The sequence below is a fragment of the Arthrobacter sp. MDT2-3 genome, assembly GCF_059090465.1.
The window spans coordinates 537,292-562,602 of the sequence record NZ_JBNHFS010000003.1 but is presented as its reverse complement, the minus strand read 5'-3'; the positions used below and the strand labels follow the sequence as shown (position 1 = coordinate 562,602).

The 25,311-nt window shown below is 61.4% G+C and carries 18 protein-coding genes; 11 read left to right on the top strand and 7 right to left on the bottom strand.

What is annotated here, in order from left to right; genetic code table 11:
• Positions 1–70: 70 nt before the first annotated feature.
• Entirely contained in the window at positions 71–1,585 is a 1,515-nt protein-coding gene (locus tag AC5RUQ_RS12440; RefSeq protein ID WP_493947620.1) for an MFS transporter, read from the top strand.
• A 43-nt stretch (positions 1,586–1,628) separates the two neighbouring features.
• On the opposite strand, the gene AC5RUQ_RS12435 is transcribed toward AC5RUQ_RS12440, so the two are convergent.
• Positions 1,629–2,099 carry a methyltransferase family protein gene (locus AC5RUQ_RS12435; RefSeq protein WP_493947618.1) on the bottom strand — a complete coding sequence of 157 codons (471 nt, stop codon included), beginning with the start codon at positions 2,097–2,099 and terminating at the stop codon, positions 1,629–1,631.
• An 837-nt stretch (positions 2,100–2,936) separates the two neighbouring features.
• Between AC5RUQ_RS12435 and AC5RUQ_RS12430 the strand changes: the two genes are divergently transcribed.
• Together AC5RUQ_RS12430 and AC5RUQ_RS12425 are read left to right on the top strand one after the other, a co-directional pair.
• Positions 2,937–6,233 (top strand): HD domain-containing protein, encoded by a 3,297-nt coding sequence (locus AC5RUQ_RS12430; protein ID WP_493947617.1) that lies wholly within the window; start codon positions 2,937–2,939, stop codon positions 6,231–6,233.
• Between the two features lie 121 nt (positions 6,234–6,354).
• Positions 6,355–6,933: an SLATT domain-containing protein gene (locus AC5RUQ_RS12425; protein ID WP_493947616.1), complete on the top strand. Its 579-nt coding sequence runs from the start codon at positions 6,355–6,357 to the stop codon at positions 6,931–6,933.
• A gap of 320 nt (positions 6,934–7,253) precedes the next feature.
• Here the strand turns inward: AC5RUQ_RS12425 and AC5RUQ_RS12420 are convergent, their stop codons facing one another.
• On the bottom strand, positions 7,254–8,912 hold the full coding sequence (locus AC5RUQ_RS12420; RefSeq protein WP_493947614.1) for a thiamine pyrophosphate-binding protein: 1,659 nt from the start codon (positions 8,910–8,912) through the stop codon (positions 7,254–7,256).
• A gap of 120 nt (positions 8,913–9,032) precedes the next feature.
• Positions 9,033–9,536, bottom strand: a complete 504-nt coding sequence (locus AC5RUQ_RS12415; protein ID WP_493947613.1) for an Lrp/AsnC family transcriptional regulator — start codon at positions 9,534–9,536, stop codon at positions 9,033–9,035.
• 93 nt (positions 9,537–9,629) lie between these two features.
• Between AC5RUQ_RS12415 and hisC the strand changes: the two genes are divergently transcribed.
• From hisC to AC5RUQ_RS12400, 3 genes are all read left to right on the top strand, one after another.
• A complete protein-coding gene (gene hisC / locus AC5RUQ_RS12410; protein ID WP_493947612.1) occupies positions 9,630–10,727 on the top strand; it encodes a histidinol-phosphate transaminase in 1,098 nt (365 codons plus the stop codon).
• 53 nt (positions 10,728–10,780) lie between these two features.
• A complete protein-coding gene (locus AC5RUQ_RS12405) occupies positions 10,781–12,193 on the top strand; it encodes an amino acid permease (RefSeq protein ID WP_493947611.1) in 1,413 nt (470 codons plus the stop codon).
• A gap of 436 nt (positions 12,194–12,629) precedes the next feature.
• Complete coding sequence (locus AC5RUQ_RS12400) at positions 12,630–13,706, top strand: methyltransferase (protein ID WP_493947707.1); 1,077 nt, start codon at positions 12,630–12,632, stop codon at positions 13,704–13,706.
• 391 nt (positions 13,707–14,097) lie between these two features.
• Here the strand turns inward: AC5RUQ_RS12400 and AC5RUQ_RS12395 are convergent, their stop codons facing one another.
• The 3 genes from AC5RUQ_RS12395 to AC5RUQ_RS12385 all read right to left on the bottom strand — a co-directional run bounded on the left by AC5RUQ_RS12395 (position 14,098) and on the right by AC5RUQ_RS12385 (position 16,679).
• Positions 14,098–14,388, bottom strand: a complete 291-nt coding sequence (locus tag AC5RUQ_RS12395; RefSeq protein ID WP_493947610.1) for a hypothetical protein — start codon at positions 14,386–14,388, stop codon at positions 14,098–14,100.
• A 259-nt stretch (positions 14,389–14,647) separates the two neighbouring features.
• Positions 14,648–15,634 (bottom strand): Ltp family lipoprotein, encoded by a 987-nt coding sequence (locus AC5RUQ_RS12390; protein WP_493947609.1) that lies wholly within the window; start codon positions 15,632–15,634, stop codon positions 14,648–14,650.
• Between the two features lie 277 nt (positions 15,635–15,911).
• Positions 15,912–16,679: a FadR/GntR family transcriptional regulator gene (locus tag AC5RUQ_RS12385; protein ID WP_493947608.1), complete on the bottom strand. Its 768-nt coding sequence runs from the start codon at positions 16,677–16,679 to the stop codon at positions 15,912–15,914.
• A 96-nt stretch (positions 16,680–16,775) separates the two neighbouring features.
• On the opposite strand from AC5RUQ_RS12385, the gene AC5RUQ_RS12380 reads away from it, so the two are divergent.
• From AC5RUQ_RS12380 to AC5RUQ_RS12365, 4 genes are all read left to right on the top strand, one after another.
• Positions 16,776–17,654: a carbon-nitrogen hydrolase family protein gene (locus AC5RUQ_RS12380; RefSeq protein WP_493947607.1), complete on the top strand. Its 879-nt coding sequence runs from the start codon at positions 16,776–16,778 to the stop codon at positions 17,652–17,654.
• A 9-nt stretch (positions 17,655–17,663) separates the two neighbouring features.
• Complete coding sequence (locus tag AC5RUQ_RS12375; RefSeq protein WP_493947606.1) at positions 17,664–19,013, top strand: APC family permease; 1,350 nt, start codon at positions 17,664–17,666, stop codon at positions 19,011–19,013.
• Positions 19,014–19,061: 48 nt separating this feature from the next.
• Complete coding sequence (locus AC5RUQ_RS12370) at positions 19,062–19,841, top strand: carbon-nitrogen hydrolase family protein (protein WP_493947604.1); 780 nt, start codon at positions 19,062–19,064, stop codon at positions 19,839–19,841.
• A 472-nt stretch (positions 19,842–20,313) separates the two neighbouring features.
• Positions 20,314–21,021: a DUF6308 family protein gene (locus AC5RUQ_RS12365; protein ID WP_493947603.1), complete on the top strand. Its 708-nt coding sequence runs from the start codon at positions 20,314–20,316 to the stop codon at positions 21,019–21,021.
• A 44-nt stretch (positions 21,022–21,065) separates the two neighbouring features.
• Here the strand turns inward: AC5RUQ_RS12365 and AC5RUQ_RS12360 are convergent, their stop codons facing one another.
• Positions 21,066–22,913, bottom strand: a complete 1,848-nt coding sequence (locus tag AC5RUQ_RS12360; protein WP_493947602.1) for a YqaJ viral recombinase family protein — start codon at positions 22,911–22,913, stop codon at positions 21,066–21,068.
• Between the two features lie 243 nt (positions 22,914–23,156).
• Here AC5RUQ_RS12360 and AC5RUQ_RS12355 point away from each other — a divergent pair, with 243 nt between their 5' ends.
• Positions 23,157–25,304: a GmrSD restriction endonuclease domain-containing protein gene (locus tag AC5RUQ_RS12355; RefSeq protein ID WP_493947601.1), complete on the top strand. Its 2,148-nt coding sequence runs from the start codon at positions 23,157–23,159 to the stop codon at positions 25,302–25,304.
• Positions 25,305–25,311 lie beyond the last annotated feature (7 nt).

Genomic DNA, 25,311 nt, shown 5'->3' with positions numbered 1-25,311 from the left:
CTGCCGGTCAAGGGGTAAGAAGAACGACGACGAGTGCCCGGCTTGGTAAGCGAGGCGCGGTGAGCGGGCCATGACACAACACAGCGGGCAGCAGCGGCGGCTGAAGGTATCCGACGTCAACGTCGTCAACCGCCGCACGCTGCGCAAGGCACTCGGCGGGACCATCGTGGGTAACACGATGGAGTGGTACGACGTCGGGGTATTCGGCTACCTCATCACCACCATGGGGCCGGTGTTCCTGCCCGAGGCGGACAGGGCGGTGCAGAACCTGTTCCTGCTGGGGACCTTCGGCGCCACGTTCATCGCCCGGCCGCTGGGCGGGATCTTCTTCGGCTGGCTGGGCGACAAGATCGGCCGCCAGAAGGTGCTGGCCATGACGCTGATGCTCATGGCCGTGGCGACGTTCGCCGTCGGCCTGCTTCCCGGGTACGCGGTGCTGGGCATCTGGGCGGCGGTGCTGCTGGTGGTCCTCAAGCTGGTGCAGGGCTTTTCCACCGGCGGCGAATACTCGGGAGCCACCACATTCGTGTGCGAGCATTCACCGGACCGCCGGCGTGGCTTCTACGTCAGTTTCCTGGACATGGGCAGCTACCTCGGGTTCGCAGCGGGCGGGCTGGTGGTGTCCGTCCTGCAGCTGACGCTGGGGCAGGAGCAGATGGAGGCGTGGGGCTGGCGGATCCCGTTCCTGGTGGCTGGTCCACTGGGCATCGTGGCCGTCTACTTCCGGATGAAGATCGAGGAGTCGGCCGCCTTCAAGGCCACGATGGAAGCCGAAGCCGTGGCGGCCCAGCATCCCGAGACCGGGGAGGAGCTCCGCCCCGTGGGCCCGATTGGGATCCTGAAGGCACACTGGCGGCCCATCGTCCTGGCCATGATCCTGGCGGCGGCCGCCAACACCGTGGCCTACGCCCTCACGTCCTACATGCCAACCTACCTGACCAGCACCATGGGCTACAGCGAGGTGGAGGGGACGCTGCTGACTATCCCGGTGCTGGTGGCCATGGCGCTGTGCATCCCGTTTACCGGGCTGCTTTCGGACCGGATCGGCCGCCGCCGCGTGCTGTGGATCGGGGCCTTGAGTACCGTGGTGTTCGCGGTTCCGGCGTTCCTGGCCATAGCGGTGGGCAGCGTCCCCATGACCTTGCTGGGCCTGGCCCTGATCGCCTTCCCGGTGGCGTTTTCGGTGCCGAACCTGGCGTCGGCGCTGCCGGCGCTGTTTCCCACCGAGCACCGCTACTCCGCCATGGGCATCGCATACAACCTGGCGGTGGCCATCTTCGGCGGGACGGCACCGTTTATCATCGCGGCCCTGATCGGGTTCACCGGCGACGACATGGCGATTGCGTACTACCTCATTACTGTGGCCGCCATTGCCGCCGTGGCCATCCGGTTCCTGCCCGAATCGGCCGGACGGCACCTGCCCGGTTCGATGCCCAGCGTGGAGTCAGAGGACGCCGCCCGGAAGCTGGTGGCGGCGCAGGACAACAACCCGCTGCTGGACCTGGACTCGCTGCCGTTTGAGAGCAGCTTCGAGATCGCGCGGGCGGAGCACAAGGGGCGGCCCGGGAACCCGACGGTGATGTAGGGCAGGACGTACGACGGCGGCACTTGCGCCCCAGCCAGAACCCCTACACGCGGGGGAGCCCCAGATAGCGTGGAAGCTTTTCCGCATAGTCCGGGTAGGACTGCGGAAACAGTTCGGCGAGGGCGGCCTCTTCGCCGAGGACCGACCGGTGCTCCACCAGCAGCTCGGCCGGCAGCAGCATGAAGACCCAGCCCGAACCGGTAAGGATTGCCGCACCGAGTTGGATCAGCCACCAGCCCACGCACATCGGGTGACGGGTGATGGCGTAGGTGCCGGTAGCCACCAGCTCCTCAGCCCGCTCCAACGAGAAGGGGCCCGCGGAGCGCCGCCGACGTTCCGCCAGGGCCCAGACATTGAGTCCGACGCCACCGACCACCAATCCGGCACCAACCACCTTGTGCACGGAACGGGATCCGGGAAACGGAATGGGGCGGAGCCTGGCGAGGAGGAGACCGAGGGCCATTCCAGCCACGACGGGTGCCGGCAGCGGAAGATTTTCGTAGGTCGCTCTCACGCGTCCCGGCAGGGTGCGCACAAACCGCCGTTGGCTGCCATGGCCAAAGGCTACGCGCCATCTCCGACGCCGGGGTGGTTGCCCCGGAGCCTGCGATCGAATGGGTTCGGCCGGTTGACTTGCAACACCTCGATACCGCCCTCGCGGCGACATGGGTCACCGCGGCCCCATAGGAACCGGTGCATTCGATGCCCACGCTCACCAATGCCGGCCACGTACCCAGGAACCGTAACGCCGCTTGGTAATTCGCAGCGGTAGCGGCACCTGTACATCGGCCATCCGTTGTCCTGTTGCGTCGATGACCGCGACGTGATGCGTATCGGCATGCGTGTCGATCCCGCCATAGACCTTCATCTGTTCTCGCTCATTATGGAAACTGCGCCCTTCCTCGTTGTGGGGTGCGCAGACGGTGGGCGTAAGTCAGTTCACTATCGGGGACTCGCCAGACTCCTATCAGGACATGACGGCCCTGCCGGGCTGCACTTCGAAAATGAGCCAGGTCGGCCGACACGCCGTGGTCAGGACAATCACCACGGGGTGATGTCAGAAGAGTCGAGAGCCAGACCCACCTCACCAGACCATCCTGCGTCCAGCAAGCCGAGGCCGGAAAGCCCATCAAGAAGCCAGACCAACCGGTCCACGACTCAATAGTGAAGAGCCGATAAAGCCGTCGACAGTTGCGGATACAAGAATCCATGAGGCCGCCGCGCTGCGTCCGTCCAGAGGGGAGGTTCTGGACGATACGCTTTGTACAAACGACAAGTTCTAGCCAACAGAGGTATTTGCAAGTGACGGCCCGAAGGAGCACAGCTTCGGGATCGTTGGACAGGAGGCGGGATGCCAGCGACACTAAAGGAAGTACTTGTTAAAAAAGGAACCCATCAGCAGAACGCAGACGTAGAATGGCTGACCAACTACGCTGGTGATTTGTTAGACATGGTTCGTGACACATTTCCGACTTACACCCTCCATAACCGCGTGCACGCCAAGAACGTTATAGCGAACATGGAGAGCTTACTTGGGCACCGCACAGAAGATCTCACTGCTTTAGAAGCAGCGATGCTTATCCTTGCCGCATATTTCCACGACGCAGGGATGGCTTTCACCGAAGAAGAGCGAAACAACATAACTAATTCGGTGGAGTTTCAAACGTATTTGCGCACGCACCCATCGGAGTATCTTCGATACAAACGCAACGACGAAACCACCAACAGTGAACTCATAGAAGGCTATTGCCGTTGGGTGCACGCAGACCGTGTCAAAACAATCTTAGCTAGCCTTCCTGCAGAGAAGCTTCGGTGGGGAAGCGTACCCATAGCACACCACTTAGGTGAACTATGCAGGAGCCATAACTTACCCACGACCAGCCTGAAAACCGATATTTTTGACGTCCCCTTCATCAAGCAGTGCGATCTTCGTCTCTGTGCAATCATTTTACGCCTCGCCGACATACTTGACTTTGATAATTCTCGATCTCCAGAAGCGGTATACCGCTATATGGGTATAAGGCGAGCACATACTGAACGCCTTCGGCGGAGCGAAGTTGAATGGCGAAAACACTTGAAAAGTGATGGCTTTGTTTTTCCCACTAACATGGCCGCTGACTACGAGCTTGGATTCATCGCCGCCCCCGACCACCCTGTTGTTCAGCACGATGTGCTCGAATTTTTAGAAGTTATCGAAACGGAGCTTGCCGGATGCAAGCGTCTCATCAATTACTGCACCGATCGGTGGCGGAATTTACCGCTGCCTAATTCTATAGATCGTTCAGATATAATCAGTGACGGCTTTACTTACGGCGATTTTCGGTTCAAGCTTGACAAGGACGCTATCCTTGACCTCTTTATGGGTGAGAACCTTTATCCGAATTCGGACGTTTTCCTACGCGAGTTGTTGCAAAACTCAATTGACGCCGTGCGAGCTCGATGCCGCTTAGAAGGTGTGGAAGTAGCTTCCTCCGGATATGTCATCAACGTATCCGAATGGAAAGATGACGAGGGATATCAATGGATTCGTGTTGACGATGAAGGCTGCGGCATGAGTTTGGAGGTTATCGAAAACTTTTTGCTTAGAGTTGGAGCTTCGTATTATTCCACAGCTGGATTCAAGGCGTCTCTCATGCAAGCTACCACTGACACCTCCTCGCCAATGGTTTCTATAGGCAAATTTGGGGTGGGACTGCTTTCAGCTTTCCTAGTGGCAGACCGTATTGAACTCTCGACTCGTTCAGCAACTGGAGGCGGCGCGCGTGCCGAATCAATTCGCCTTTCATTTCCGCAGAAGACGGACTTTCTGGTGGTGCAGACCGAATCTAAACAGAGCACACCCAGCAGTATGCCGAGTCATTCACATTCTATAGAGCATGGGTACCGGCCCCCAGGCAGGCCTGGTACATCCATCGCCCTTCGAATTGACCAAAATAAAAAGACCGAACGCGTAGATGTCAAGCGTCTTTGTGATCATTTCCTCCTCAACAGCCCAGTCAAGGTTTTTCTTGACAACGAGCAAGTGTCGCTATTCGATCCAGACGGAGAAAATAGCACCAGCCATCAGCTCGATTGGGGCCCGAAGCTAAAACAGCTCGCTCCAGAGGTGGCAGGAGCACTAGAGCAGGTCACTCTTAACGTGCGCAAACTAAACCTATCTGCCGCTCGCGCTAGGAAGGAAATAGATGGAGCTGGTTACCTTGTTATGGTCGATGCGTCTGCACTGAAGTCGGTTATGTCTACGCTAGCGGTTGAAAAGCTTCCAGGTGTAGCCGGGATTAATTTTGATTATAAAAGCCCGTGGGATGATGAGGAGGATGAGGAACAACTGGATGTGAATGATCCTACGTCACCGCTCCGAAATGGGCCTTTCGTCAAGCTCGCTTTTTACGGCAGCGACACCGCGCACATCAGTCTCAAGCTTTATGGTGACCAAGCTCATGAGTATGTGGAACAAATCGATCCTGACGCGCAGGATGCTCATGAAAGATTCGCCGCCATAGGGAAATACGATAGCGACGACGAGTTTGAATTCAAAGCAAGGGTTAGTTTTTCGGAAGTCGGGCTTCTATTGCCGTATACAGCATCAGATGACGATGACGATGACGATGACGATGACGATGACTACGACTACGATCACGGCCTGCATCCCGATGACATTTTCGGAGATCCGATGTATTGGGATAGGCGATGGCTCGCTAGCGGTGGAACCCACGTTAGTAGCTGGAGCCATAATGGAATTCGCCTACCAATCGACTTTCTGGACTCCGATGAGGAATGGCTAGCCGTATCGTGGAAAGACACGCATCACTACACAACCGGGAATGTGCTCGCGTCTATCTGGCTTTCAGATTCGCTTCGCCCGGACTTAAACGTCGCTCGCGATCATGTACGAGCACTCCCGTACACGGTAGTGTCTGCTCTCCAACTGACACTACGGCGCTCCCTATTGTCGGCTAGCGAGACTAGAATTGCCGACAGTATCCTTCGGAATACGTCCGTCCTGAACAACCTTAAGCGGCTAAGTGGGAAAGTTACCCTGGCCGAGATATATGATGATCCCTTGATAACTAGCGATTCGGGTTGGGTATCTGAAAAGTTGTTCGTCATGGAAGGGTGCGCACATCGCGTTTCCGTTAAGGATCTATCCCTCGCGCTGACAACGCAGCATCCGGTAGTTAGTATTCCGCGTACTGGGCATTTTAGTGATATTACAGCTTTGGCTTTGATACACTTGAATTTTCGTTTCTTGTCTCTCGGCTGGGGTCGTTACGAGATCCTCGAAGCGTCGGATGCTGATAACTCAGACGCCCGATTATTGCAATATCCGCCCGCGTCTTTTGCCGACTATAAAGAAGGTCCGGCACTGTTGAAGCGGGTTCGTTCGAGTTATCAGGAGACGTGGGATCTGCCAAATCTTGCACATCCCCTAGTCGACTGGTATTTATCGGTTTCTCCCAGTCTGAGAAGTCTCAATGTTTCTGTTGATCGTGATCTATCTAGTTTCCTCCTGGGGTACGGTCCTAAGCTTCGGCAGCAGTTTCCTGATTTTAGGAGTGCCGTTAGAAGGGCAAACAAGATGTTGGACGGTATCGGCCCGAAGTATTCTGGCAAGTTGAATAAAGATATGCTGGGTACTAAAGAATGATACTTCCAATTTCGGGCCACGCCCTGGGACCTCCAGGGTGGATGAGGCTTTCGCGGTTCTCGACAGACGAGGCTACTCGGAAGCTGAGGACCATAATCTACTAGCCGCTAAGGGAGAATACATGCGCCGCAGCCGTGTACCAAAGGATATTGCGCTGCCCTCGACTCTAACGGGTGCCATGACGGCAGCTGAAGCATATGAAGCGATGCAATCGTTTCTTGCTTCGGCAACATCTTGGTATTTGATGAAGAAAGCCTCCAAAAGAAGGCTGGCGCGATCCATCCGGTTCGTAAGCATTTTAACCGCTGTTCTGGGGGGCCTAATACCTGTTGGGGCAAGCTTGTGGCCCGACGTCCCCTCAGCTGCCGGCTATGTACTTTTCGGGGTGGCAGCAGGTCTACAGTTACTGGATAGGGGGTTCTCGTTGTCTTCTGGATGGTCAGCGCACCTTAGAACGGCTCTGAAGCTACAGGAGACTTCGAGTGAGCTTTCCATGGCATATTCCCAACTGAACAGTCTTGCCTTGCAAGATGAAGGGGCCCGTTGGGCTCTGCTGATGAAGGCTTCTGAAGCGGCTTGGGATGTCATAGGTTCAGAGACAGAGGCTTGGGCGAATGGACATTTATCCGTCGCTGAGGAGATATCAGTTCGAGCTGGGGCGGGCTCCGGCTCGATTGGCCTGCCTGAGAAGACCACGTAACACTAGCGTCATGGACAACTGTCCCGACAAGAGCGTAGGCATACACCCCGCGTCGGTAATACGTCCGCTCCACCTTGTCAGCTTTGGCCCCCCTGGAAACGTTGCAAAGATCTTGATGGGATTTTGTTTGGTTCGCCGCAACCGACCGAGGATGAGTTATCACGAACAAGAGACTCGTCACTGAATTGCGCTGAAGGGCAAGAGGCCGAACTGGATCAATTGGCATTCGGGGTCGCGATCCTGGCAGTGCGTTTGGGGAGCGCACCGGAAGCCTAGTCCAAAGAGGCAATCCCTAAGCTTTGAGGACAGGTCAATCTTTGTTATCCTGCCACCGCCGCCGTCGCAGCCTGCTTGGCGTTCATCCATTCACTCAACCACGGGGCCCGGACGCTTGAGGTGATCCGGCAGTCGGCCACGAAGGTTCCCTTGGCGCCGGCGTCGAGCCAGTCCTTGAGCGCCGAAAGGTCCGCAAGGGAACGGATAACAGCAGAATCAGCACCCAACGCCCGGGCGACCCCGCTGAAGTCAACCTCGGGGATCAGCATCGGCTTTTCGGTCAGGCCCTGCGAGCCGTACTGGTGGATTTCGGCCCCGTAGGCGGCGTCGTTGTAGATCACCACGACGGCGCTGCTTGCCATACCGATGAGCGATTCGAGGTCGGACAGGCCCATCAGGAAACCACCGTCGCCGGACGCCAGCACGAGGGTGCGGCCGTCCTCCACGGCACGGGCCGCCCCAACGGCGCTCGCGAGTCCCAGCCCGATGGACTGGAAGGCGGTCCCCACCATCACCAGGTCCTGCGGCCGCGGGATGTTCCAGTACATGGGTGCCCAGCCGATGAAGTGCCCACCGTCCTGGACCACCGTGCGGCGCTCGGGCAGCACGGCGTCCAGTGCCGTGGCAAGGGAGCGCGGGTCCAGTCGGCCGTCCGGGGTCTCGTCCGAGCCTGGGTGGTGGGCAGGTCCTTCGGCCAGGCGCTTGCGGGCTTCCGCCCGCCAACCTTCCGCCGCAGCCTCACCATCCAGCAGTGTTAGGAGGCGTCCCGTGGCGGTCTTCGCGTCGGCGCTGACGAACAGGTCCACCCGGGAGTTGGTCGGCTGCAGGGCGGTGTCGATCTGGATGACGGTGCTGTCCGGGCCGAGCAGGTGCCCGAAGCGCATGGTGAAGGGGCTCAGGCTCGCCCCGGCCACCAGGACCACGTCGGCCTCGCCCATGAGGCCCGCCGCGGTGTCGGTGCCGAAACCGCCGGCCACGCCCAGGTACCCCTCGCCATTGAGGAGATTGAGCGCCAGGGCGGTTCCGGCGGTCAGTGCGCCGAGCCGGTCGGCGAGTTTGCGGAGTTCCGGCCCGGCGCCGGCGAGGTGCGCACCCCGGCCGGCCAGGATCAGCGGCCGCTTGGCCCCGGCGAGCAGGCGGGCCACCTGTCCAAGGCCGCCGTCGACGTCGTCCGTCACCTTTGCTGCCTGCGGCTCGGGAAGTTCCTCGTCCGCAGCCTCCAGTGCCGCCAGGTCGTAGGGAATGGCAATAACGACGGCGGTGCGCTTGGTGAGTGCGTACTCCACCGCCTGCTGTGTGATGGAGCCGGCGGCGTCGCGGGTGACGGTGAAGGTTGCCGCGCCCAGGCCGGCGGCGATGACCGCCTGGTCCACGTCCTGCGGCCGGGCGCCACTGCTCGGGGCATCTCCGGTGACGAGCACAACGGGGATTTGCGCCTGAACCGCCTCGGCGAGGGCGGTGAGGGCGTTTGTGTAGCCGGGTCCGTAGGTGGTGGTGCCCGCCGCGAGCCGTCCCGAGGTCCGGTAGTAGGCGTCGGCGGCGGCGATGGCTGCGCCTTCGTGGCGGACGGGGGAGAAGCGGAGGCCCAGCTTTTCGGCGGCGTCCAGGAAGTAGACGTTTCCGTTGCCCATAACGCCGAAGATGTCGCTGAGGTAGCTGCTGAGAACCTGTGCCACGCGGCCGGAGACGGTAAGTGAAGTCATGGAGGAATCGTGTGGCCTGCGTCTCACGTTTGCAATAGCGCTCGATACTGCTGGGACTTTTGGCAGTAGAAGAAGCACCCAGTGACAATTTGCTCAAGTTGTGGCTGGCGTCACCCGTTTCTAGTCGGAGGGGCGGCCTTCCTGCTCGGACAGGCGGCTGATGAGCCCGTCGTACCGGGGCGGCATGAGTTCCATGACGGAGATGGCGGTGCTGGTCCGCTGGATCCCGTCGATTTCCAGGATCTGGTTGGTGATGCGGTAGAGGTCGCCGGTGCCCCGGGCTACCACCTTGGCCATGAGGTCCGCGTCGCCGGTGGTGGCGTGCACCTCGATGACTTCCGGGATCGCTGCGAGGCCGCTCTCCACGGAGCCGAACCGCGTCTGGCTGATTTCCAGGGAGAGGAAGGCCATGAGCTCGTAGCCGAGCGCTGCGGGGTCCAGCCGCCGGCTGAAGGAGCGGAGTGCGCCGCTGCGCTCCAGCCGTGCCAGCCGGGCATGGACGGTGTTGCGTGCGACGCCGAGCGTCCGGGAAAGTGCCAGGGCGCTGGCTTCGGGGTCCTTATCGAGGGCCAGGATGATCCGGCCGTCGAGCGAATCGAGGGTGCGAGCATTCGTGATGGTCATATTTTCACCAGAGCTACTAGAAGTTGAGCAGAAGTCCCAAGCACAAAAGCGTATCTTGCTATGTGGGCCGGGTCACAACCATGATCGGTGCCCATGACCCCTGAACAACTCCTGACAAGGCCGGACACAGCGCTGCCCACCCTTCGCGACGCGGTGACCGGCCTTCCCTCCTACGTCCCGGGCAGGCGCAGCGCCGGCACGGACATCGCAGCCCTCGCCAGCAACGAAAGCCATTACGAGCCGTTGCCCGCTGCCGCCGCTGCGGTGGCCGCAGCGGCAGGTACCATGAACCGCTACCCTGACTCCGCCGCCGTCGAACTCCGCGAACGGCTCGCTTGGCACCTGGGCGTCACGGCAGGGGAGGTGGCGGTGGGACCGGGCAGCGTGGGCGTCCTCCAGCAGATCATAACCGGCTTGTGCGACGCCGGGGATGAGGTGATCTTCGCGTGGCGCTCCTTCGAGGCCTACCCCATCCTGGTGGAGTTGGCAGGCGCCCGGCCGGTCCGCATCCCGCTGGACGATGCTGAGGGCCATGACCTCGATGCAATGGCCGCGGCCGTCACCGAGCGTACGAAGGTGATCCTGCTGTGCACCCCCAACAACCCCACCGGGGTGCCGATCAGCCACGAGCGCATCAACGTCTTCCTGCGCGCCGTCCGCTCGGACGTCCTCGTGGTGATCGACGAGGCCTACGTGGAATATGCCGAAGCGGGCAGCGGGCCCGATTCCTTGGAGCTCTACCGTGAGTACCCGAACGTCTGCATCCTGCGGACCTTCTCGAAGGCCTACGGGCTCGCCGGCCTGCGCGTGGGGTACGCCGTGGCGGCACCGGCCATTGCTGAGGGGCTGCGCCGGACCGCCCTGCCCTTCTCGGTGAGCGCGCTGGCCCAGAAGGCGGCCATCGCTTCCTTGGACGCGGGGGAGGAGATGGAAACGAGGGTCGCCGTCGTGAAGCAGGAGCGCGCACGGATGGCCGCGCAGCTGGCAGCCCAGGGCTGGAAGCTGCAGCCGAGCCAGGGCAATTTCCTGTGGATCCGTGCCGACGACGAGCTCCGGGCGAGGCTCGTCGAGGCGTTCGACGGCGCGGGCATTCTGGTGCGGGCGTACCAGGGCGACGGCGTGCGGATCACCGTTGCCGATGCCGCCTCCAACGACCGTGTGCTCCGGCTCCTTGAAGCCCACGCGGCCTGACCATTCTTTGATCCCTTATTACTCCGTTCCACCTACTAACTAGAGGAATCCCCATGGAACAACAGACAAAGACGTCTGCCCGCGCCCTCGGCGCGGCCCTCAAACCACGCCAGCTCACGATGATGGGCCTCGGAAGCGCCATCGGTGCTGGCCTGTTCATCGGCTCCGGCGCGGGCATCCAGGCGGCCGGCCCGGCCGTGCTGATTTCCTACCTCGTGGCCGGGACCCTCATCATCCTGGTGATGTGGGCCCTCGGTGAAATGGCCGCCGCCAACCCGGACAGCGGTGCTTTCTCCGTCTACACCGCCAAAGCCTACGGACCCGTGGCCGGCGCCACCGTGGGCTGGCTCTGGTGGATCCAGCTCGTGGTGGTCATCGCAGCGGAAGCACTCGGTGCGGCGGGCCTGCTGGCCACCATCTTCCCGGCGCTGCCCGTGTGGCTGATGGCCTTCGTATTCATCGTGGTGCTCACCGCCGTGAACCTGACCAGTGTGAAGAACTTCGGTGAGTTCGAGTTCTGGTTCGCCCTGCTGAAGGTGGCGGCAATCGTCGCGTTCCTGGCGGTGGGCGCTGCCCTTCTCTTCGGCTGGCTGCCGGGCGTCCAGTCACCGGGCCTGTCCAACTTCATGGGTGACGGATTCGCCCCGAGCGGTTTTGCCGGGATTGCCACGGCGCTGTTTGTGGTGGCGTTCGCGTTTGGCGGCACCGAGATTGTGTCCGTGGCGGCAGCCGAGACCGCCGAACCGGCCCGGTGCGTAAAGAAGGCAGTCCGCACGGTGCTGTGGCGCATCCTGGTGTTCTACATCGGCGCCATCTTCATCATTGCTGCCGTGGTTCCCGTCGGCTCGGCGGGGCTAAAGAGCCCGTTCGCCGCGGTCTTGGAGGCGGCCGGCATGCCCGGCGCAGCCACCGCCATCACACTGGTGGCCGTCGCAGCGCTGCTGTCCGCGCTCAACGCCAACCTCTACGGCGCCTCCCGGATGGCGTACTCCCTCGCCGAGCGGGGTGAAGCACCACGGGTGCTTGCCTCGGTGTCCAAGGCGCGGGTCCCGGTGGTCGCAGTCCTGGCCAGCGTCGCCTTCGGCGTTATCACGGTGGTGCTGGAGCTGGCGTTCCCCGAGATGGTCCTTGGGGTCCTGCTCAACATCGTGGGCTCCACCTGCCTGCTGGTATGGACGTCCGCGCTCCTGGCCCAGCTCGCGCTGCGCCTCCGCGCCGACCGGGAGGGAACGGAGCTTCCGCTGCGGATGCCCGGGTTCCCGTGGCTCACGTGCTTTGGGCTGCTCATCCTCGCGGCGATCTTCACGGTGGGCTTCATCGGTGAGGATTCCCGCCCCCAGCTCCTGAGCACCTTCGGGCTCGTGGTGCTGCTGGCGGTGGGGTGCTGGATGAACCACCGGAACTGGAAGGTTGCGCCTGTTGTTGAAGCTTCGGAGGACGCCAAGCAGCCGGTGCTTATCGACTAAATTATCCGCCTTGGCCCCGTTTGCGGGTTCAGAGCCCACGAAGGGCGCGTCCGGCTTTGGCCGGGCGCGCCCTTCTGTACCGATCGGAGATGTGGGGAATGCGTACGTGGCGGGGGTACCGTCGGCCTGGCCCCGGATGAGCGACGGCGCCACAGCACACCTGTATCCTGAGCATCTAGTTCAAGGGCCCCAGCGGCCATCGACCAAGCCCGGTGCGCAGCCGGATGAGGGGTCTGGAAGCTGGGCCGCAGCCTTGGACGTCGTCGAACCGCCGCCGCAATCGTCTCCCCGGGTGGCTCCCGAATTTCGGAATGGATCCTTCATCAGCATTGACCCGCCAGTACCCACGGTAATCCCGACGCCGGTCCGCAATCCCGTGCGCGCTGCTGCGGCGGATGAGCATGCCGTTGTGACCTGGGCTGAGGCCGGAACCAGCATGTCCCTGCGCTGGCGGTCGGCAAACGGCAGGCCGGCGCCGACGCGGGCCGATGTGGTGGACGATTCTCTTACGGCCGATGAGGCGTACCGGATGGCGTCACAGGGGATCGCGATGCTCTGGCGCGGTGACTTCCATAACGGGCGGCAGCTCCTCAACGCCCTGGACCGGCGGGTAGGCGGCGGGAAGAAGGGGACCACCGGAACCGGTGCCGAGAGGTTCTACCGGCATCGCCAGGCCGCCTCGCACCGTGCCCGCATTCTTGGTCTGCTGCTGATTCCCCTTGATCCGGGCCCGGTGGTGCCGCTGCGCCGCGCCCCGGACATTCGGGAAGCCGCCGCCGAGGCGTACGGTGACATCGGCGAACCGTCCGTGGTGTCCCTGCATGAGCTGGTCGGGGCCATTGGCGCCCACGAGTGGCGACGGAACGGCGTCTACGTCGAGGCCCTGCAGGGCCGCATCCACCCGCACTATGGCACGTTCTTCCCCACACGGAGCGAGTATGTGGATCTCGTGGCCACCGCCGCGCTGCCTTCTGAGACGCTGGCGTTCGACGTCGGAACCGGCACCGGCGTGCTCGCTGCCGTCCTTGCCCGCCGCGGCGTCCGTCGCGTGGTGGCGACGGACAATGAGCCGCGCGCCGTCGCCTCCGCCGCCGAGAACTTCCGGAACCTCGGTGTAGCGGACCGTGCCGAGGCGGTCCTGACCGACATGTTCCCGCCGGGCCGGGCGCCGCTGATCGTGTGCAACCCGCCGTGGATTCCCGCCACGCCGCATTCCAGCCTGGACAGCGCGGTCTACGACCCCGGGAGCAGGATGCTGCTCCGCTTCCTGAACGGACTGCCCGACCATCTGGAGCCGGGCGGCGAGGGCTGGCTGGTCCTCTCCGACCTGGCCGAGCACCTTGGCCTGCGCTCGCGTGAGGATCTGCTGGCCGCCATCGGTGCTGCAGGGCTGAAAGTGGTGGAGCGGCTCGACACGAAGCCAACGCACCCGAAGGCATCGGACCGCGACGATCCCCTGTTCGAGGCGCGCGCGGCCGAGGTCACGTCCCTGTGGCGGCTGGTGCGCCGCTAGGCTCGCAGATACGCGGACCTGGCCGGTGGCCGCCGTCGGGCGTTACGACGGCGGCGGGGACCAAGAGTTGGTGGTGAAGCCGCACCATGTATCTAGTCCGCTACCGTCGCCTTCGCCGCCCGCATGGCATCCTCGCGGCGATCTTCACGGTGGGCTTCATCGGCGAGGATTCCCCAGCTCCTGAGCTCCTCCGCGCATGTGGCGCTCCTGGCGCTGGCGAATTGGCTGTACCACCGTTCGGGCAAAGGTTCCGGCCGCTGTTGAATGGCCGGACGACGCCAAGCAGCCGGTGCTTATCGACTGAAGAGTCCGCTTGTGCCCGGGTTTGCGGGTTCAGAGCCCACGAGGGGCGCGTCCGGCTTGGCCGGGCGCGCCCCTCGTGAGACCGAATCTATTTGGTTACGTGCACTACTACCGCCTTCTCGACGGCTTGTTCCGCTCCTGCGTTGTCGATTCCAGTAACTGTCCAGTTGCTGAGCAACAGCACGGTCTTTCCGGTGTCAGAGTTATAGACGATCTTTTTGAAGCCAAGCGCGGTCAATTCATCGTCGAGTGCTTCCGCATTCATTCCAGCGGCGTTGGCCGGGATCACGGCGGTCGCTGGTGCAGCAGGAGCCGGTGCCGGGGCTGCCACAACGGCAGGAGCAACAGGGTCGGCTGTGACCGTGGCGGTCGCCGTCACTGTTGCCGTTGCAGTAACGGTTGCCGTGGCCGTTTGGGTAACGGTATGCGTGACGGTTGGAGCTGCTTGCGGGGATCCCGCGCAGCTTGAAAGGGCCAAGCACAGGAGCGCGCCGCTGGCCAGTGTTGTCGTGAGTTTCAAACCTAATTTCCCCTCGAAATGTATTGGCAAATCTGGATGCCCCGTTGCGGCTCGCTGTCCAGTTCGGCACCGAAGCCTCTTCGCGACGCCGCGATGGGACGGATTGTCTTTGGACCAGCTAGAGTCCGGTGGTGCTCACTCCATATTCGGCCTGCTCAGGGGTGAAACCCTCGTAAAGCAGTTGTTCGACCAAGCCGCTGCGAGAGAATGAGGTGTAGTCGAGGTAGTCTTTGGCTTTCTTGGCCGCCTGCCCGTTCCAGTCAACCGTTACGCGGTCCACTGCCCAGGTAGAGTCCTCGGCCGAATACTTTTCGTACACCAGCTGCTCAATTAAGCCCGTGCGCGAGAAAGCGGTGTAGTCGAGATAATCAGCAGCTTTACGCAGAGCGTTCTGCTGACTGACCGTCCCCCTCTTGGCAGCGGCTTCAGCCTCAGCCTGGGCCTTGGCGGCAGCGTCGGCTTCGGCTTTTGCCTTGGCCGCTGCATCTGCCTCCGCTTTGGCGGCAGCGTCGGCTTCGGCTTTTGCCTTGGCCGCTGCATCAGCCTCAGCCTTCGCTTTCGTAGCGGCCTCAGCTTCGGCCGCTGCAACAGCGGGGTCCTTTGTGGGAGCTGGAGTGGCAGACGCGGTCTGAGCTGCAGTGGCGACCTTGGGAGTGGAGGCGACGGGCGCTGACGAGGGTGCAGAGCCCGCGCGGGCCGAGTTGACGACGATGCTGAGGAGAATGACAACGCCGGTGACGATCAGGGCCACTTTCTTGTGCCTGTCATAACCTTCCAGCGGAAGCCCCCGCTTGTCGCGTGTCTTGTTAGCCAGCACCAAGATGAGGTCAATCAATGCCCAGATGCCGAGCCCACCAAAAGTGACGAGCTTCAGGATGCCGGTTCCCACCTTGCCGAGGTAGAAGCGGTCAACGCCGAAGACGCCAAGGAGCAGCGAGAGCAGCCAGGTCGCCAGGAACGACTTGTTGCTTACCGGCGGTTGACCATAGCCGTAGTTCGGAGGATAGGGGGCGGTGTAGGGTTGCTGGCTCATGAGAGTCCTTCCATAGGACACCTGACCGACGTGCAGTAAAAAGCGTGCGGGGTTGGGTGCGGTGATGGACACACATGGAGGAAATCCAGCGTGGAGCGTGGACCGCAGAAGCGGTACACCGAGCCAGCCGACAGAAACAACATTTTCGCTTCCCCCAATAGCGTCAAAGTCATTTCATTAGATCTGAGAAAATGCCGCCTTTTTTGGTTTCTGGGAGAAAACTGCGCGAATCCTGATTGTTAGTCGCGAATCTTGACGATTTATTGATGCTTTTTTGGGCCCTCATTCCAAGCCTTGGTTGGAAATTCGTACGTCGATAGCCGACTGATAGTGGCCATCGCAGCCACTATCAGTCCGAGATCGTGGCTGAGGGTTCGCCCTGAGCTAGTCCCATAAACATCGTCCGGTGCAGGATGTCCACGTGCTTCCTGGCAACTTCCACGGCGTCCTGGACATCTCCGGCGCGGAGGGCTGCCACCAGGGCGATGTGGTCCTGGTTGGATTTGTGCAGCTTCTCGATGGGGTAGGGGATGAAGTAGTCGTAGAGCTCCGCTAGCGTCTCGTGATAGACCTCGACGGCGGAGTCCAGGCATGATGCAGTACCCACCAATTGATGAAACTGCTCGTCCATCCGGTGGTAGTAGGACCAGTCAGTCGACTCCGCCATTTCCCGGGTCAGCCGTTCCAACTCGTCTAGCTGCTCGGCTGTGGCATTGACCGCCGCATAGTGGGTGACCGCGCACTCAAACAAAAGCCTCCGGTCCACCAGCCGGTTCACCGCCTGGGACTCGGCCGGCGACGCCGACAGGGAAGCCAAAACATCCGTAGGCGGCGCCTCCGCCACAAACGTTCCCCCGGCCCGGCCGCGCCGGCGCACCACCACGCCCTGCTCCGCCAGGCTCGCCAGCGCACGGCGGGCAGTAATCGGGCTGACCGATAGACCCAGGGCCACGTCCTCCTGGTCCGGCAGCCGCTCGCCCGGTTTCAAGAGCCCAAGTGAAATCGCCATTCCGATCCGCATTCGCACCGCGTCCATCGCGCTGCGGCGCTCCATCCCGGGCATCCTGCCGGCGCCGAGGCGGGCGGGCTCAGCGGTGTCCTCAAGCTGACGGGTCATATCCGCTACTTTACGGCCCACGCATGCCCCCTTCCATTTATTGGTTCATTCTGATCTAATATAACCCGGATCACACCTCAACGCGGAGACAAACCCATGCAACGCATCCTTCCCCTCATCGCTGCCCAGGCCCAGCCGCGGCTCATCGGCGAATCTGTCTCGGCCTTCGCGGAAGAGGTCAAAGAAGCCCTCCAAGCCCAGCCGCACAGCAAACTGGTCGTCTTCCCCGAACTGCACCTGTTCGGCGATGAAAACCCGGACCTCCAAAGAACCGAAATGCTCCAGGCAAGTGCCGAGCCCCTGGACGGGCCACGAGTCAAAGAGCTCAAACAGCTGGCCAAAGACCTCAACATCTGGCTGGTTCCCGGCAGCGTCTGCGAGCGCGGCCGGGAAGGTCAGCTCTTCAACACCCAGCTGGTCCTCTCCCCGGAAGGTGAGCTCGCCGGCTACTACCGCAAGATCTTCCCCTGGCGCCCGTTCGAGCCGTACGATCCTGGCGACAAGTTCACCACCGTGGACCTGCCCGGCATCGGCAGGGTGGGCCTGAACATCTGCTACGACGCCTGGTACCCGGAGGTGTCCCGCCAGCTCGCCTGGATGGGGGCCGACGTGATCCTCAACGTCGTCAAAACCACCACCCCGGACCGCAAACAGGAACTGATCCTGGCCAAGGCCAACGCGATCGTCAACCAGGTCTTTATGGTCAGCGTCAACTGCGCCGGCCCCACCGGCCAGGGTAAGAGCATCATCGTGGACCCGGAGGGCAACACCCTCACCGAAGCCCCCGACGACGCCCCACAGCTGCTCGCTGCGGAACTGAACCTTGCCGCCGTCGACCGCGTCCGCACGCACGGCACGGAGAACCTCAACCGCCCCTGGTCGCAGTTCCGCGAGGGGGAGCCCGCCGTCGAACTTTCCGTCTACCAAGGCCGCATCAACCCGGCCACCTGGACACCGCCGTCCTACAAGCCGTAAGGAAATACCGTGACAACAACCCTCACCCGCACGCTGAAGCTGCCCTCGCTGGTCCTGTTCGGGCTGGCGTACCTGACCCCGATCATCGTCCTGGGGATCTTCGGCATCATCGCCGAAACCACCGGCGGCGCCGCGCCCGCCGCGTACCTCGTGGCGCTCGTGGCCATGCTGTTCACCGCCCACAGCTACGGCCGGATGGCCATCGCCTACCCCGTGGCCGGCTCCGCCTACACCTACGTCCGCCGCTCCATCGATTCCCGGGTGGGGTTCTTGGTGGGCTGGGCCGTGCTGCTCGACTACCTCTTCCTGCCCATGGTGATCTGGCTCATCGGCGGCTCCTACCTGAGCGCCCAGTTCCCCGGCATCCCCATCGGCGTCTGGATCGTGGGCTTCATCCTCATCACCACGCTGCTGAACATCCTGGGCATCAAGGTGGCGGACAAGGCCAACTACGTGCTGATGGCGTTCCAGCTGCTGGTCCTGGTGTTCTTCGTGGCGCTGGCCATCGGCAGCGTGGTCTCCGCCAACGGTGCCGGGGGACTGACCAGCGGGCAGCCGTTCTTCAACGACACTGCCAGCTTCGCCACCATCTCCGCCGGCGCCGCCATCGCCGCATACTCGTTCCTGGGGTTCGACGCCGTCACCACCCTCACCGAGGAAACCATCAACCCGCGCCGGACCGCGCCGCGCGCCATCATGCTCGTGGCCCTGATCGGCGGCGGCATCTTCGTGGCCGTGTCCTACGTGACCCAGCTGGTCCACCCCGGCGGCGTGTTCGAGGACTCGGCGTCCGCGGCCAGCTCCATCGCCCTGCAGATCGGCGGGCAGCTGTTCGGCGCCGTGTTCCTGGCGGGCCTGGTGGTGGCGCAGTTCGCCTCCGGCCTCGCCGCGCAGGCCAGCGCTTCCCGCCTGCTGTACGCGATGGGCCGCGACTCCGTCCTGCCCAAGGCGGTCTTCGGCCGGCTCAGCGAGAAGTTCCACACCCCGGTGGCGAACCTGGTGATCACCGGCATCGTGGGCCTGATCGCGATCTTCCTGGACGTGGCCACGTCGACGTCGTTCATCAACTTTGGCGCCTTCACCGCCTTCACACTGGTGAACGCCTCGGTGGTGTTCCACTATGTGCGCCAGCGCCGGGCCGGGCAGCAGCTGAACCCGGTGTCCTACGTGGTAATCCCGATGATCGGCGCCATCATCTGCGCCTACCTGCTCTCCCGGCTGGACGGCAACGCCATTACGCTGGGGGTGTCCTGGCTGGTGCTGGGCATGGTGGTCCTGGCCCTGATCACCCGCGGGTTCAAGGCCGCGCCGCCCGAGATGACGGCCACGGAGAAGGCGACAGTCGAGGCCGCCGCCTGACACGTGTCAGTTAGTAGTGTGGCCCCATGGCCGAGGGAAGGAACTCTTGTGAGGATTGCGCTGGGGCAGCTGGCGTCGGGCGCCGACATCCGGGCCAACCTTGCCGCGATTGACCGGTTCGCCGCGCAGGCAGCGCGCGACGGCGCCGGATTGGTCGCCTTCCCGGAGTACGCCACCTACGAGAAGAAGAAGGTGGACGCGACGTTTCCCGAGGTGGCCGAGCCGCTGGACGGGCCGGTCTGCCGGGAGCTGGCCGCCATCGCCCTCCGCCACCGCATCGCGCTGGTGGCCGGCGTCGTGGAAATGTCAGAGGAGCCGGGCAGGGCGTACAACACGTTGATGGCTTTCGGGCCCGACGGCGGCCGGCTGGCTTTCTACCGGAAGATCCACCTTTTCGACGCGCAGGGCTTCGGGGAGTCCACGTTCATCAAGCCCGGGCCCGTCCACGGCCCCGTGGTGTTCGAGCACGGGGGAGTGCGGTTCGGGCTGATGACCTGTTACGACCTGCGGTTCCCGGAGCTGGCAAGGTCGCTGGCCGACGCCGGGGCGCAGGTTCTGCTGGTCTGCTCGTCCTGGGTGCCGGGCGAGCACAAGACGGAGCAGTGGCTCGCTTTGAACGCGGCGCGGGCGATCGAGAACAGCGTGTACGTGGCCGGGGTGTGCCAGGCACCGCCGGTGTCCGTGGGACGGAGCGTGCTGGTGGATCCGATGGGGGTTGTTGAAGCGGACCTTGGGCTGGAGGCAGGGGTGCGGGTGGTGGAGGTGTCGCTGGAGACGGTGCACCGGGTGCGGGAGTCCTTCCCGATGTTCCGGCACAGAAGGTTGTAGCTGAGTCTTCAGTCGGCTGGTCAGTGGAGCGGGGAGGAAAACATCGCTTAAGGTAATCAAGGTCAGATTGTGAACTGCTACCAAGGGGCAACTGTCGTGTAGCGACCGTTGATAGCCCTAGAAAGCAAGAAACTGACCTGAGAGCGTCAAGGCTGGGGAGCGGCTGCGAGGGCCTATCGGAGGCGTCGACCGGGGAGAGCTGCCGACCGGGCCCTTAACCCCTAAGGAGCTGCGTGAGGTGACGGCGGATGAGCCTTTGGTGCACGCTTCGCGCCGACGCAGGAAGCACCGCCTGGATATACGGCACGGCTGGGGCCTTATTCATGGGATCACTAGGAAGTGCTGATTTGAAAAGGCCTGAGGTTGCCGGACGACACTGAGTCAGTTGCATAATGCCCGTTGGCTCTCCGAGATACTCCAACACACACTTAGTATCCGGAGCAATATATCGCGATGCCCTAGTATCGCTGGCATGACAGAAAACATTAGTGTAGGTGGCGCGTCGGCTGCATTCGACGACGCATTTGAATGGGCTAGTCGCTACATCGCAAATAAAGATAAGACGTATTCTTATCCGGCGTACGACGCTTACCCTGGCTCGTGCACAGATGCCGTCGGGGCGCAGGACTTATTAGCGCCGGCATTGCTGAATGCGGGTCATAACCCGGTTCGGTCGTATTACACGCTGGAAGGTCTCCTGGATGAGATTAACGACAAGGTTACTCATCCGACGATGACCGGCACATTGACGGAAGCGAGTGACGAAACGCTCGCCGCTATTGCCGATTTGTTCGGAGTATTGGATAGATCTAATACACCGGGCGTGAAATTGACCAAGTTATCGAAGGTTTTGCATCGTAAGCGTCCCGATCTTATTCCGCTATACGACCCGAACATCTGGCGTTGCTACGTCGGCTCCGGCCAGGAGTCGCCTGTGCCCCGTGATGATGCTCGGACCTGGGAACAGTTCTCGCTCCTTTGGCTACCCGCGGTGCAAAAAGACTTGCGAGACCAAGCGGACACGTGGGAACGGATTGCCGGTCTTGCTACCAAGCCACCGATCACTTCACTGCGTGCTTTGGACATTGTTGGCTGGTGGCTGGGTCAACCCAAAAACAATAGAGCTGACGGCCGGAGTGGGCCTCTCCAACTGCGGTGTCATCCGGCTGGGCCCATCTGAGAGACACGCGAAGGTTGTCCGGTCTGGGTTTGAACCGCGAGCCATTACCGGTCCTGCCATGGAATTTGGACCGCTGGAAGCCCGCATTCGAACAACTTGGCGGCTACTTCGAGCTGGTCTCGTCCGAGTCGGCGCGCCACCGTTGGTAGCCAGACCCCGTCATAATATGCGGACGCCAGGTGCCGAACGTCGTCCTCGGACCAAGGATCGCCCGATTTTCCCACTCTCGAATCTTTGAGTGGTCCTTCCGTGTTGAGCATCAGGCGTGCCAGCTCGAAAACCACGGCCAGGGATGTGGCACTGCAGATTTGGGACAAGTCATCCAATGTGGCGCCTTCGTCGTAGTGGACGAGGAGCCGTGAAGTCTCGTTGGCGGTCCACAGGCGATCCTCGTCCTCATCACGGATCATTCCAGGGTCAAGTGATGCCGCCAGCGGCTGGCCGGCCCCTGCAACGACGGGAGGGTGGTGAGGCTCAACGGTGCTAGTCGGAAACTCCTGTGCGATCTCGCTGGGCATGTCGAGCCAAGCGAGATCTTCGGTGAAGTGGATAACGGACGGAAGCCTGCACTCGAACAATCTAAAGGCGACGCCGAGCTGATCCCTGCCAAGTTTGAGGGCGACGGATGGTAGCCAGACGCCGTCATAGTAGGCGTCCTCTAGATTAGAGATGTCATCCGACGACCACAGACGGCCGAACTGTTCCGCGGACGGGTCTACGAGAGGCCGCTCTGAATTTAGTAATTGGCGGGTTAGTTCGAAGACAACGGCCCGGTCCGTGGCGCCAATGACGATTCCTAATTCATACAGTGGGACGCCTTCGCCGTAGAGAAAGAGGAGCCGTGAGGTTTCGCTGGTTGTCCAACGGCGGTGCTCGTCCTCGTCTCGGACATCCTGTGGGGTCCCGGAATCAACAGCCTCCAACATTACGGACGTCGCTGGCAGCGCCAGGTGCTCCTCTACCTGCAAAGTCCCGACAGTGGACGCGGGTGAATCCGCCAGGTCACACTCAAGAAAGGCTGGGGTGTTGGCCGATACCTCCGTTCCCCGGAAAGAATCCCTGAGGCGATCGAGCTCCTCGATGAAACGGTCGGCGTGATTCCGAAGAACGCCAATGCGGGCCTCGTCCCGATATATCCAGCGGTGTTCGCGCTCGAAGGAGTACCGATTTTCCACAACGAAGAGCACGCGCTCAGATCTGGTTACGTGTAGCTGCCACTGAAGCTGATCTCGGTACATGCTCAGCGCGGCTCCTAACGGTTTCACAGATGTCTTGATTTCGGCCACAACATCCGAACCAATGCCGTCAGGGGTTGCGAGGTGACGCGGATTCAAGCCCACACAAATGAAAGAGTTGGGAAAAATGCCAAACTCCTCGGCTATCCACGCGGCGATGACGGGCTCGCGTTCGATACCGTGCTGGAACGCTGCAAAGCGCGGCCCCTCTTCGCCGGTCAGCTTCTGCTGCAAAAGTGCAGGCCGTTGCTTGCTCGGATCGCCGTTTAGTTTGACGATCTTCTTCAGGTCAGTGGCGGTCACCCCGTGACGACGTGCATGAAGCCAGGCGTCCCTATCTTTGGATCCAACGGGCATACCCGTCTCATTGGTCAGATAGGTCACGTGGAAGACACCCAGTTCTGCGGGAGCCGGGGATGTAAACAAAGGTGGCTGAACCAGCGAGAGCCGAGGCCTCTCCTGTTCCTGGCCGACGACGGATGTCGGGGCCGAAGCGAGCGAACCAGTTTGGCCCGAGGTGATCCAGCTGGCCCCGGAGCGCCTCATGTCCGCCAGCTGCTCGGGAGGTCGCGCCTCTTCTTCATGACGTCTGCGAGTCGGATTCCGAAGTAGGAAGTAGACGAAGAGGCCGACTAACAGCCAAACCAGTACATCCACTCAGGTTTCTCCTCCACCATGCCCAAAGTTCTCGCGATGAGATATGTGACAAATGCTAGATGAGACCCAGGACAGATTGGTCCAGGAAGATTCGGCATCCGCCCAGCCATCATGCGCTGCTACTCATCACCCTTGCCGACACCGGATCGCCCACGCTTTCAGTGACGTTGCATTGGGAAAATCGACTCTAGACTCGACTTCGAACAGCGCAACGACGACTCAAAGTCTCTGAAAGGCCTCGGCGTGATCACCCAAGTAAAGACACCTCGTGACGTTTTCTACCAGCCACAGCGGCTGATGGTCCCGTTATTCCAGCGCCCTTACGTCTGGAGCAAGGAAGGGCAGTGGGCTCCATTATGGGACGATGTTCAAAGGCTCGCTGAGCGGCGGTGCAACTTTGAGCCGCAAGGGCCGCACTTTTTAGGGGCAGTTGTGATGCAGCAGCAGATGGGTTCGATTGGCTCGCTCCCCATTCGTACGGTCATTGACGGGCAGCAGCGACTAACGACAATGCAGCTCATGCTGAGCGCCGTATATGAACAAGTTCGCCTTGTGGGTTTTGAAAGTATCGCTCGGCAAGTTCAGGACCTGGTCGAGAACCCCGAGCACTTCACCAGTCACCCAGAGGACCGGTTCAAGGTCTGGCCAACCAACCGTGACCGTCCTGCCTTTAACGAGGTAATGTCGGCGGTTGCACCTTTTGAACACGGAAAATTGGCCAACGCTGGCAGCCGAATGGTCGCCGCCCACCAATTTTTCTCTAAGTCCGCCGAAGAATGGCTGGCGGGTCCTGACAAAGAGAAGCGCGCACATGCGCTCGTTGAAACAATCAGCAATCAGCTCCAAATTGTGGTCATCGAGCTTCAAGCGGACGAGGATGCGCAGGAGATATTTGAGACTCTGAACGCTCGTGGTACACCCCTCACCGCGGCAGACCTAATTAAGAACTTCGTCTTTCAGCGACTCGATGTGGCGCCGTCCCAATCAGAAAAGGCTTATCACGACTATTGGGAGGCATTTGAAACTCCGTTCTGGGAAACGGAGATTGCATCTGGGCGAGTCACATACAGTCGGAGTTCGCTTTTTCTGAACCAATGGCTGATCGCACAGTCCTTGAAGGATGTGACGGCGAAGGAGGTATTTGGGCAATTCAAACGCCACGTTGCGGACAGCAACGAACCGATTGATGCGCTGTTGCCAAAAATTAGGAGGAACGCAGAAATCTATCGCTCGTTCACCGAAAGGGCATGGAGTTCCACCAACATCCTAAGCAGGCTCGAGCTCTTTATTTACCGCACCTCAACACTCGAATCCGAGGTGGTAAAGCCTCTAGTCCTCTGGCTTGAGGATCCGGATCGGGCGACTGTTCCGTCCGAACAGCGCGAGAAGTGCTTGGCGACGGTTGAGAGTTGGCTCATCCGGAGGACTTGTGTTCGCGCCAGCACGAAGGCATACAACCGGATCTTCGTTGACTTGCTCAATTATCTAAACGAGAAGTCACGAGAAACTGTCGGTGACTTTACTGAGAAATACTTTCTGCAGCAGGATGGGCCCAACGATTATTGGCCCGGAGATGCTGAAGTTCGCCGTGAACTTACAGACATGCCTATCTACAAGCGCTTTCGGCGCGGACGTTTGCGGATGCTCCTTGAAGCAATCGAAGACCATCGGCGCGGTTGGACTACGCAGCGGCCGATGCACGAACAGCCCGTCATCCGAGGCACAACGACCATAGAACACATCATGCCTCAAGAATGGTCACTCAACTGGCCAGGGGCCGATGGGGAAGACCGCTCCAGGCAGCGCGACGCGTTGGTTCAGACGCTCGGCAACCTAACGCTCCTGACCCAGTCCCTCAACAGCAGGGTCTCCAATGGGCCATGGCAGGGAGCCAAAGGTAAGCACGCAGAGCTACGTAAGAACACCTCTCTTCTTTTGACCCGGGAAGTTGTAGAGCTCGGTGTGCACGGCTGGACTGAAGACTTCATCAAGGAGCGAACAGAGAGGATGATCGACGACATTCTGGAGATTTGGCCCGTCCCGGCAGGACACAGCGGCAGGACGGCAGCCTCCATCGAACGCGCCACCCCTCGCGTGGAAGTCGCGGACTTGGTCAGCGCGGGCCTAGTACATCCAGGTCAATCGCTTTTTGCGCGAGTTCAGGCCCACAGAGGGAAGCCCTGCCAGGTCAGCGAAGATGGATCACTGTACGTGGGCGACCGCCGTTACGACACTTTAAGCGCGGCCGCGAGGGCCATTACGGGAGCCCAGTCAGAGGCTGGTTGGTGGTTCTGGCTCGTCGATGTTGAAGGCGACCGATCCATGAGTGATGTACGGCAGGAGTTTGTTGAGTCATTGGCTATCGGAGGCGAGCTCGTGGATGCTCCATAGCTGCTCC

Excerpts from the sequence above, each read along its gene's own strand:
- AC5RUQ_RS12405 (WP_493947611.1), top strand. The coding sequence starts at position 10,781 with ATGGAACAACAGACAAAGACGTCTGCCCGCGCCCTCGGCGCGGCCCTC.
- AC5RUQ_RS12425 (WP_493947616.1), top strand. The coding sequence starts at position 6,355 with ATGCGCCGCAGCCGTGTACCAAAGGATATTGCGCTGCCCTCGACTCTA.
- AC5RUQ_RS12385 (WP_493947608.1), bottom strand. The coding sequence starts at position 16,679 with ATGACCCGTCAGCTTGAGGACACCGCTGAGCCCGCCCGCCTCGGCGCC.
- AC5RUQ_RS12430 (WP_493947617.1), top strand. The coding sequence starts at position 2,937 with ATGCCAGCGACACTAAAGGAAGTACTTGTTAAAAAAGGAACCCATCAG.
- AC5RUQ_RS12420 (WP_493947614.1), bottom strand. The coding sequence starts at position 8,912 with ATGACTTCACTTACCGTCTCCGGCCGCGTGGCACAGGTTCTCAGCAGC.
- AC5RUQ_RS12415 (WP_493947613.1), bottom strand. The coding sequence starts at position 9,536 with ATGACCATCACGAATGCTCGCACCCTCGATTCGCTCGACGGCCGGATC.
- hisC (WP_493947612.1), top strand. The coding sequence starts at position 9,630 with ATGACCCCTGAACAACTCCTGACAAGGCCGGACACAGCGCTGCCCACC.
- AC5RUQ_RS12380 (WP_493947607.1), top strand. The coding sequence starts at position 16,776 with ATGCAACGCATCCTTCCCCTCATCGCTGCCCAGGCCCAGCCGCGGCTC.
- AC5RUQ_RS12440 (WP_493947620.1), top strand. The coding sequence starts at position 71 with ATGACACAACACAGCGGGCAGCAGCGGCGGCTGAAGGTATCCGACGTC.
- AC5RUQ_RS12400 (WP_493947707.1), top strand. The coding sequence starts at position 12,630 with ATGTCCCTGCGCTGGCGGTCGGCAAACGGCAGGCCGGCGCCGACGCGG.
- AC5RUQ_RS12365 (WP_493947603.1), top strand. The coding sequence starts at position 20,314 with ATGACAGAAAACATTAGTGTAGGTGGCGCGTCGGCTGCATTCGACGAC.